The 9,081-nt window shown below is 30.4% G+C and carries 7 protein-coding genes; 6 read left to right on the top strand and 1 reads right to left on the bottom strand.

Annotated features, from left to right (window positions below; genetic code table 11):
• Positions 1-131: 131 nt before the first annotated feature.
• On the bottom strand, positions 132-1,424 hold the full coding sequence (locus RWS90_RS04235) for a cytidine deaminase (RefSeq protein WP_314548927.1): 1,293 nt from the start codon (positions 1,422-1,424) through the stop codon (positions 132-134).
• A gap of 199 nt (positions 1,425-1,623) precedes the next feature.
• Here RWS90_RS04235 and gshAB point away from each other — a divergent pair, with 199 nt between their 5' ends.
• The 6 genes from gshAB to RWS90_RS04205 all read left to right on the top strand — a co-directional run bounded on the left by gshAB (position 1,624) and on the right by RWS90_RS04205 (position 9,052).
• On the top strand, positions 1,624-3,879 hold the full coding sequence (gene gshAB / locus RWS90_RS04230; RefSeq protein WP_314548924.1) for a bifunctional glutamate--cysteine ligase GshA/glutathione synthetase GshB: 2,256 nt from the start codon (positions 1,624-1,626) through the stop codon (positions 3,877-3,879).
• A gap of 478 nt (positions 3,880-4,357) precedes the next feature.
• On the top strand, positions 4,358-5,341 hold the full coding sequence (locus RWS90_RS04225; protein ID WP_314548921.1) for a mannose/fructose/sorbose PTS transporter subunit IIA: 984 nt from the start codon (positions 4,358-4,360) through the stop codon (positions 5,339-5,341).
• Between the two features lie 24 nt (positions 5,342-5,365).
• Positions 5,366-6,175: a PTS mannose/fructose/sorbose transporter subunit IIC gene (locus tag RWS90_RS04220; RefSeq protein ID WP_048802071.1), complete on the top strand. Its 810-nt coding sequence runs from the start codon at positions 5,366-5,368 to the stop codon at positions 6,173-6,175.
• A 17-nt stretch (positions 6,176-6,192) separates the two neighbouring features.
• Positions 6,193-7,116: a PTS system mannose/fructose/sorbose family transporter subunit IID gene (locus RWS90_RS04215; RefSeq protein ID WP_314548918.1), complete on the top strand. Its 924-nt coding sequence runs from the start codon at positions 6,193-6,195 to the stop codon at positions 7,114-7,116.
• 106 nt (positions 7,117-7,222) lie between these two features.
• Positions 7,223-7,591, top strand: a complete 369-nt coding sequence (locus tag RWS90_RS04210) for a DUF956 family protein (RefSeq protein ID WP_314548916.1) — start codon at positions 7,223-7,225, stop codon at positions 7,589-7,591.
• 177 nt (positions 7,592-7,768) lie between these two features.
• Positions 7,769-9,052, top strand: a complete 1,284-nt coding sequence (locus RWS90_RS04205; RefSeq protein ID WP_314548914.1) for an MFS transporter — start codon at positions 7,769-7,771, stop codon at positions 9,050-9,052.
• The last annotated feature ends 29 nt before the right edge of the window (positions 9,053-9,081 follow it).

Raw genomic sequence — 9,081 nt, 5'->3', positions numbered from 1 at the left:
TTCACGGCGGTAACACGGGTTCGAATCCCGTACGGGTCATCTTAACCTAGTCGTAACATAAGTTACGACTTTTTTTATTTTTATAGAATATAAATTAAAGCCGTTATGAAAACTTCATAACGACTTTAATATTATTTATTTAATTCTTTTGCAGTAAAACTAAGTGGTAATACTTCTTCAAAGAAATTATATACTGCATAAGTATTTTTAGATGTTCCAAGTATTAACTCAAATTCATCATCCGCAAACTCTGATATTACTTGACGGCAAACTCCACAAGGAGGACAATAATTTTCTAGATTGCCACCAGGTCCTCCAACTACAGCTATTTTTTTGAATTTTGTTACACCTTCACTGACTGCTTTGAAAATTGCTGTTCTTTCAGCACAGTTAGTAGGTGAATAACTAGCATTTTCAATATTACATCCTGTATAGATCTTACCGTTTTCTGCTAAAATTGCTGCTCCTACTTTAAAGTTTGAATATGGTACATAAGCATATTTAGTAGCTTCAATGGCAGCTTTAACTAAAGTTTGGTTTATGTCTTCGTAAAATTCATTATGTTCTTTAAGAAGATTCATAACACTATCGGCTACTCCACCTTCAGTGTTTGTTTTATCTGTAATGTATTTAGCATGATCTTTAAGTAATTTGTTACCATTTTTCATTGCAATACTATATTTTACAATTTCCAACATTGCTTGGTCATTAAGATTATCTCCAATAGCAACTGTATTTTCTAGACTAATATTATGAATGTCACATACAATTTTTAGTGCTTCACCTTTAGTAGCTTTTTTATCCATTATTTCAATGTTATTTGCACCTGATGAAGTGACACTAATATTAGTATTTCCTGATAGTAATTCAGTTGCATTTTTTAATTTAGAAATATCATTAGATATTCCTATTACCTTAATTGCTGGATTATTTTCTTGATTTATATATAATTCTATATTTTCAACCTCAGTTATATGACCAAGTTTTAATCTGTTTTTTGCTTCTTCTCTTAAATGTTTTTCGTTAGGTTCTTCTCCGTTGGCTCTAATAAGGTCTATATAGGCAGTTATATCGATTTCTATACTATTAGTATAAATAGTATTTTTTGTATAAAGTTGGTAACTAATGTCTAAACTTTTTAATATTTTTATAGTGTAATATAAATCTTTTAATTCCATTGGAGTTATATTAATAATTTTTCCGTTTTTATCGTATATTATACCTCCGTTAAAACTTATGACATCACAACTAATATTTTCTGCTTTTAATGCAGGAAGTGCTTCATAGTAGGCTCTTCCTGTCGCAACTACAAATTCAATACCATGTTTTTTTGCAAATTTTATAAGTTCTACATTTTCTTTTGGAATCTTATGATTGTTATTTAATAAAGTTCCATCCATATCACTAGCAATTAATTTAATCATTTAAATATTAGAAATACGATATATAATCGAATTTCATTCCCCTTTCTTAAGTGTAATTTGATTATATCATAACTGTTAGAATATTGTAAGAGTTTGTTATAATATGTCTATATTTGAGTTCAATTTCTATTATTAATTATGCTTTTGTGATAAGATAGAAGATGACTAAATTGTATGTAGAGAGTGATAAAATATGATAATGAGAGATATAATTAAGAACAATAATTTAGAAGAATTATTTTCAAATGTAGTAATAGGATTGGAAAAAGAGGGACAGCGTGTATTGCCAAATGGTCAAATTTCTAAAACTGATCATCCTAAGGTATTTGGTATTAGACATGAACAACCATACATTCAGACGGATTTTGCAGAATCACAGGTGGAATTAATAACGACTCCAGAAAAAAGTGAAAAAGATGTATTAAGAGTTTTAAATGCTGTTCATGAAGTATTTTTAAAAAATATACCTGAAGATGAGTATATATGGCCTCTTAGTATTCCAGCTATACTGCCTAAAGAAGATGAAATTAGGGTAGCACAATTTGAGAAAAAATCAGATGTTGAGTATAGGGAGTATTTAGTTGAAAAATATGGTAAGTATAAACAAATGGTGTCGGGAATTCATTATAATTTCCAACTTGATGATAATTTTATGGAAAAAATTTCCACGATTACGAAAAAAGATCTGGTTAGTACAAAAAATGAAGTATATTTAAAATTGGCTAGACAATTTATTAGATATCAATGGCTATTGATTTATCTTTACGGAGCTTCTCCGCTGGCAGAAGATAAATACTTTGCTAATGGTATAAAACCAGAAGGCTTTGTGAGAAGCCTGCGTACTAGTAGGTTCGGTTATGTAAATGAAGAAGATATAAAAGTATCATATGGTTCGTTAGAAAAATATATTGAAGATATTACTGGATATGTACAAAATGGGAAGCTAATAGCAGAAAAAGAATTTTATTCAAGTGTACGTTTTAGAGGAGCAGACACAATAGTAAAATTTCCAAAACAAGGAATAAAATATATTGAATTTAGACTGTTTGATTTAAACCCGTTTGCACCATTCGGTATCCTAGAAAAAGATATTAGGTTTGTTCATTTATTTATAAAAACATTAGTTTGGTTAGAGGAAGTAGATAAAAGTACTTCGGAGTCTCTAGGTTATGAATATAGTGAGAAGGTAGCATTATCTCATCCTTTTTCTAAAGTAATGTATAAAGATGAGGGAATATGGTTGCTTAATAAAATGAAAGAACTAGTTGCTGAATTGGGATTATATGAAAGTGATATTGATTTGATTAATGAGAAGATAGATGAACTACAAAATCCTGAATTAACTATTGGGGCTAGGTTATTAAGAGAATACAAAAAAGAAAATAGTATTTTAAATGTTGGATTGAATCTTGCCAAACAATACAAAGAAGATGCTTTAAGAGAATATTATTCACTTAGTGCATATTCAAATATGGAACTTTCGACACAAGCTGTAATAGAAGATGCAATAAAAAGTGGTCTAAAAGTTAGTATCATAGATGAAAATGATCAATTTATTCGTTTAGAAAGTAAAGAACATGTAGAATATGTAAAGAATGGTAATATGACAAGTAAAGATAGTTATATTTCTCCGTTAATCATGGAAAATAAAGTAGTAACTAAAAAAGTCCTAGCAGAAAAAGGTTTCAGAGTTCCTAAAGGATATGAGGTTTCTAGTATAGAAGAAGCACTACAAAAATTTAATTATATAAAAAATAAACCAATTGTTATTAAACCGAAAAGCACAAATTTTGGATTAGGAATTACAATTTTTAAAAATGGAACAAGTTCATTAGAGAATTATACAAAAGCTATAGAATTTGCATTAAAAGAAGATAAAGACATATTAATAGAAGAATTTATAGAGGGAACAGAGTATAGATTTTTCGTTATAGAAGGAAAAACAGAAGCGGTATTATTAAGAGTACCAGCAAATGTAACAGGAGATGGTAAACATACCATTAGAGAATTAGTTGAAATGAAGAACGCTAATCCTTTAAGAGGTGATGCAAAGAAAACACCATTGAAAAAAATTGAACTTGGTGAAATTGAACAATTACAATTATCGGAACAAGGATTAAATTTTGAATCGATACTAGCTGAAAATGAAGTGGCATATTTAAGAGAAAATTCAAATATAAGTACTGGTGGAGATTCTATTGATATGACTGATGAAGTACACGAAAGTTATAAAAAATTAGCAGTAGAAATAGCAGAAGCAATGATGGCAAAAGTTTGCGGAGTTGATTTGATAATACCTAACATAAAAGATGAGTGTAGTAAGGATAATTACGGAGTAATTGAAGCTAATTTTAATCCTATGATGATGATGCACATATACCCTCATGCAGGAGAGTCTAGGCGATTATCTTTAAATGTATTAAGAATGCTATTTCCTGAAAAAGGTATTTGTTAACTTTAAAAAATGCAAAGGGTTAATTCAAAAATCCTAGATTTTATAAGGAAATTCATTTATAGACGAAGGGGTTTATTGATATCTAAATTCGCTTTATAAAAACTTTTTAGATATCTAATAAACTTTGCGGGTGTGACTCAACAAAATCGATTTTGTCGAGTCACACCCTTTTCTGTTATAAAGTATATTTCTATATATGATGAAAATATGAAAATAATATTTTCATATCGATATTATTTAGAAAAGTTGTAATTATCTAAATAATATAAATAGAAAAATTTATAGTACTAAAATCATTAATTAAAAGATTGAGTATATATATAGTTTTGAAAGTATATAATTTTAGAAATCGATTTTAATACTTGTAAGACAGAAAATTAAAACATTTACAAAAAAAATAATAAGTGATATAATTTAGGTGTATGCAAAGGTATACACGTCATAATATATTAAGTAATAAATAAAAGGAGGTACTAAGATGGTAGGAATTATCATCGCGAGTCATGGTGAATTCGCAGCTGGAATTAAACAATCAGGTTCTATGATTTTTGGTGAACAAGAAAAAGTAGAAGCAGTTGTATTTATGCCAAGTGAAGGACCAGAAGACTTGCAAAGAAAACTTCAAGAAGCTATTGCTAAAGTAGATTCTGAAGAAATTCTATTCCTTGTCGATCTTTGGGGTGGAAGTCCATTCAACCAAGCGAATAAGTTATTTGAAGAAGCTCCAGAGAAAAGAGCTATTGTAGCAGGATTAAACTTACCTATGTTAATTGAAGCATATGCAAGTAGATTCACTATGACAACGGCTCATGAGATTGCAAAAGCAATCACACCAACAGCTATTGAAGGAGTTAAAGTTCGTCCTGAAGAACTTCAACCCAAAGCACAAGAAGCTGTAAGCACACAAGCTGCACCTCAAGGAGCAATTCCTGAAGGAACAGTATTAGGAAACGGGAAAATAGAGTTTGTATTAGCTCGTATTGATACTCGTTTATTACACGGACAAGTTGCTACAAACTGGACAAAAGCAACTAATCCAAACAGAATTATTGTAGTTTCAGATTCAGTATCAAAAGATGAACTACGTAAGAAACTTATTGAGCAAGCAGCTCCTCCAGGGGTGAGAGCACACGTGATTCCGTTAGATAAACTTGTACAAGTTTATAATGATCCAAGATTTGGTGATACAAAAGCATTATTATTATTTGAAACACCACAAGATGCTCTTGCAGTAATCGAAAAAGGAGTAGAGATTCCAGAATTAAACGTTGGATCTATGGCTCACTCAGTTGGTAAAGTTCAAATTAATAACGTATTATCATTAGATCAAGAAGATGTAGAAGTATACAAAAAACTTCGTGATTTAGGTGTTAAATTTGATGTTCGTAAAGTATCAAATGATTCTCCATCAGATTTATTCAAACTTATTGAAGCTAAATCAAGTGAAGGTTTAAAATTATAATTTAATAGAATTTAGGAGGACACTATGGAATTTAGTATTCTAACAGTTATTTTAGTCCTTATTGTTGCATTATTAGCTGGTATGGAAAGTATCTTAGACCAATTCCAATTCCATCAACCAATTATTGCTTGTTCATTAATCGGTTTAGCAACAGGACATTTATCAGAAGGTATTATTTTAGGTGGAGCTCTTCAATTATTGGCACTTGGATGGGCTAATATTGGGGCAGCGGTTGCTCCAGATGCAGCGTTAGCATCAGTAGCATCTGCTATTATTTTCATTAAAGCTGGAGATTTCTCAGCTGAAGGACGTATTATCGCTATCGCAACAGCCGTTACATTAGCAACAGTTGGTCTTGTACTTACAATGGTTGTTCGTACATTATCAGTAGTTATCGTTCACCAAGCTGACCGTGCAGCAGAACATGGTAACTTCCGTGGAGTTGAATTCTGGCATTACGTAGCACTTGCAGCTCAAGGATTACGTGTTGCTATTCCAGCGGGATTATTAATGTTCATTCCATCATCAGTAGTTCAAAAAGCTCTTGAAGCCTTACCAAAATGGTTCACTGAAGGTATGGCAATTGGTGGAGGAATGGTAGTAGCAGTTGGTTTCGCGATGGTTATCAACCTAATGGCAACTAAAGAAGTATGGCCATTCTTCTTCCTAGGATTTGCATTAGCACCAATTAGCCAATTAACATTAATCGCAACTGGTATCATCGGATTATGTTTAGCTATTATTTACCTAAATCTTTCTAAAAACAAAGGTGGCGGTGGTAGTGGAAATACTTCATCTGGAGATCCACTAGGCGATATCTTAAATGATTATTAATAAGGAGGAACTACAAAATGTCAGAGAAAAAAATTACATTAAGTAAAAAAGATCGTCGTAGCGTAATGTTACGTTCTCAGTTCCTTCAAGGTTCATGGAACTATGAACGTATGCAAAATGGTGGTTGGGCATTTGCTTTAATCCCAGCGCTTAAAAAACTATATCCAAACAAAGAAGATGCTACATTAGCATTAAAACGTCACTTAGAGTTCTTTAATACTCACCCATATATTGCAGCACCTATCTTAGGAGTTACACTAGCTTTAGAAGAAGATAAAGCAAATGGTGCTGATATTGATGATGCAGCAATTCAAGGGGTTAAAGTTGGTATGATGGGACCTTTAGCAGGTATTGGGGATCCAGTATTCTGGTTTACAGTTCGTCCTATTCTTGGAGCTATTGCAGCCTCATTAGCAACTGGTGGTTCAATTATTGCACCATTATTCTTCTTTATCGCATGGAACTTAATCCGTATTGGATTCTTATGGTATACACAAGAATTTGGTTATAAAAAAGGTTCAGAAATTACAAGTGACCTTTCAGGTGGTATTTTACAAACAATTACAAAAGGAGCTTCAATCCTTGGTATGTTCGTAATGGGGATTTTAGTTCAACGTTGGACTAACATTAGTTTCCCATTAGTTGTTTCTAAAGTGCAATTAGATGAAAAAGCTTTTGTTCATTTCCCAGAAAAAGGTACACACATAACTGGTGAAGTATTACAAGATATCGTTACAAAAGCAACAAGTGGTAAATTCTCATTAACGCCAGAAAAAGTTACAACGTTACAAGATAACTTAAATCAACTTATTCCTGGATTTGCAGCATTGTTATTAACATTCGTATGTATGTGGTTATTAAAACGTAAAGTAAGCCCAGTATTAATAATTTTTGGATTATTTGCTTTAGGAGTTATTGCTCACGTAGCAGGTGTAATGTAATAAAGTTTAGGAGGTTGAGTCGAAACGTCTCAACTTCCTTTTTTAAAGATAAATTGTCAAATATAGTTCAAAAATATTATAATTAAATATAAGAGGAGAACAGCTTATGGTAATGTCGATGAATTCAAAAGTAGTCTATACATCTAAAGCTAATTGTTTAACTGGATCTATAGGGAATAAACATGGTGATGTTATGATAGGTGATAAGGCATTTGAGTTTTATAATCATAGAAATCCAGAAGATTATATTCAAATACCATGGACAGAAATAGATAAAGTACGAGCACAAATATTTTTCAGAGATAAATATATCCGTGGATTTTTTATAGATACAAAAAAATCAGGGAGTTTCAATTTCATAGTAAAAAATTCTGGTAAATGTTTAAAAGAGATGAGAGAGTTTTTAGGAAATGAAAAAATAGTAAGAAATAAACCAATGTTGTCACTAAAAAACTTATTAAAAAAGAAAGATTAATACTTTGATATTAGTCTTTTTTTTATTTTTAAGAAAAGTTTAGTGAAAACGCATTGCAAATGATAATTATTTCTTGCATTTTCATGATTTTTATATTACACTATTATTGTATGAAAATAAACAGTATTATAACAGCAAGAAGCTGTAATATTTTATAAAAAAGAAAGAGGTATAATAATGGAATTATCATCAAATTCACCTACTCGAAGGCAAGGGATTATTATGTTTGCAATTCTTATTACTGCATATGTAGTATTTGCTACGAACTGGGTAGCGGGGTCAAACTTATCAAAGCAAATAACAGATCACTATTTTAACGGTCAGAAAGTTTCACCTATAATTTCAGAAGTTGTAAACTATACAATTACAATTGCTAGAATTATAGCAAATTTATTGGCTGCATTTATTTTAATAAAGTTACATCCTAGAAAAGCTGCAATATTAGCACTATTTTGTTTATGTTTTTCATTCTTTGCGATTTTCACTCATAATTATTGGTTATATACAATATCAAGAATGATAATGGCATTTGGGGGATCAATGATTATCGTATTTATAAATTCATTTGTAGCAAAGTTTATTCCAAATGACAAAAAGATAATGACAAGTGCGATTATAACAGCTTCATATAATGTAGGAGCAGCGCTAGTGGCTATATTGTTTCTTTTATTTAAAGATCAATTTGTAGATGATTGGCGTTATACAATGATTGGATTTAGTATTTTTAGTATTATTTTATTTATATGTTGGTTATTGTTTTCTCATGATTTTGAGCCAACAATTACTTGGAAACATCCAAACTATTTTGTTTATAAATTGTTAATAGAATCAAAAGAAATAGTACATGAAGAAGAAGTTAATAAATATACTTATGCTGATGGATTTAAAGACAAATTCATATATGTATTTTCATTAGGTTTTGGTGGATTTTTATTTTTATATGTTATGCCATTGGTGTCATTACCTAGGGTGGTTGCAGAGCATGCTCATAATGCTAGTTTTAAAGCTGAATTTATGATATTAACTGTAACTGTTGGTGGTATTTTTGGAACTATATTCAGTTTATTGGTTACAAGGAAGTTAAACTTTAGAAGAAAACCATTTTTAATAGTTCATGGTATCTTAATGATAGGTTTTATGGCGTTAGGATTATACTTTGTATCAACTAATGTTATTTTAGCGTATATTATGTTTAGTCTGTCTGGTTTCTTTATGTATTCACAATATCCAGTATATTTAAACTTACCTTATGAGTTGCCAAATATGAATTCGCAAAGGCTAACAATAATGTTTGGTATTTTCTGGGCATTTGGATATGCCATTTACACATTGTTTAATTTTTCATGGAGTCTAGTATTGAATCATATGGGATATACATCATCAATTATATTCTATTTGTTAGGAAGTATAATGTATATTATTTTTGTATTTACATTCCCTGAAACAAGACCAAAGAAATAAAAAAGAAATCTTTAGAGGTGAAAAATATC

The organism is uncultured Gemella sp. (assembly GCF_963529685.1).
In the GTDB taxonomy this organism is placed as follows: domain Bacteria; phylum Bacillota; class Bacilli; order Staphylococcales; family Gemellaceae; genus Gemella.
The sequence above is the reverse complement of the archived record's forward strand: the minus strand, read 5'-3'. Positions and strand labels throughout refer to the sequence as shown.

Bases quoted from the DNA above. Each gene is read 5' to 3' on its own strand.
- RWS90_RS04225 (WP_314548921.1), top strand. From the start codon at position 4,358: ATGGTAGGAATTATCATCGCGAGTCATGGTGAATTCGCAGCTGGAATT.
- RWS90_RS04220 (WP_048802071.1), top strand. From the start codon at position 5,366: ATGGAATTTAGTATTCTAACAGTTATTTTAGTCCTTATTGTTGCATTA.
- RWS90_RS04215 (WP_314548918.1), top strand. From the start codon at position 6,193: ATGTCAGAGAAAAAAATTACATTAAGTAAAAAAGATCGTCGTAGCGTA.
- RWS90_RS04210 (WP_314548916.1), top strand. From the start codon at position 7,223: ATGGTAATGTCGATGAATTCAAAAGTAGTCTATACATCTAAAGCTAAT.
- gshAB (WP_314548924.1), top strand. From the start codon at position 1,624: ATGAGAGATATAATTAAGAACAATAATTTAGAAGAATTATTTTCAAAT.
- RWS90_RS04235 (WP_314548927.1), bottom strand. From the start codon at position 1,424: ATGATTAAATTAATTGCTAGTGATATGGATGGAACTTTATTAAATAAC.
- RWS90_RS04205 (WP_314548914.1), top strand. From the start codon at position 7,769: ATGGAATTATCATCAAATTCACCTACTCGAAGGCAAGGGATTATTATG.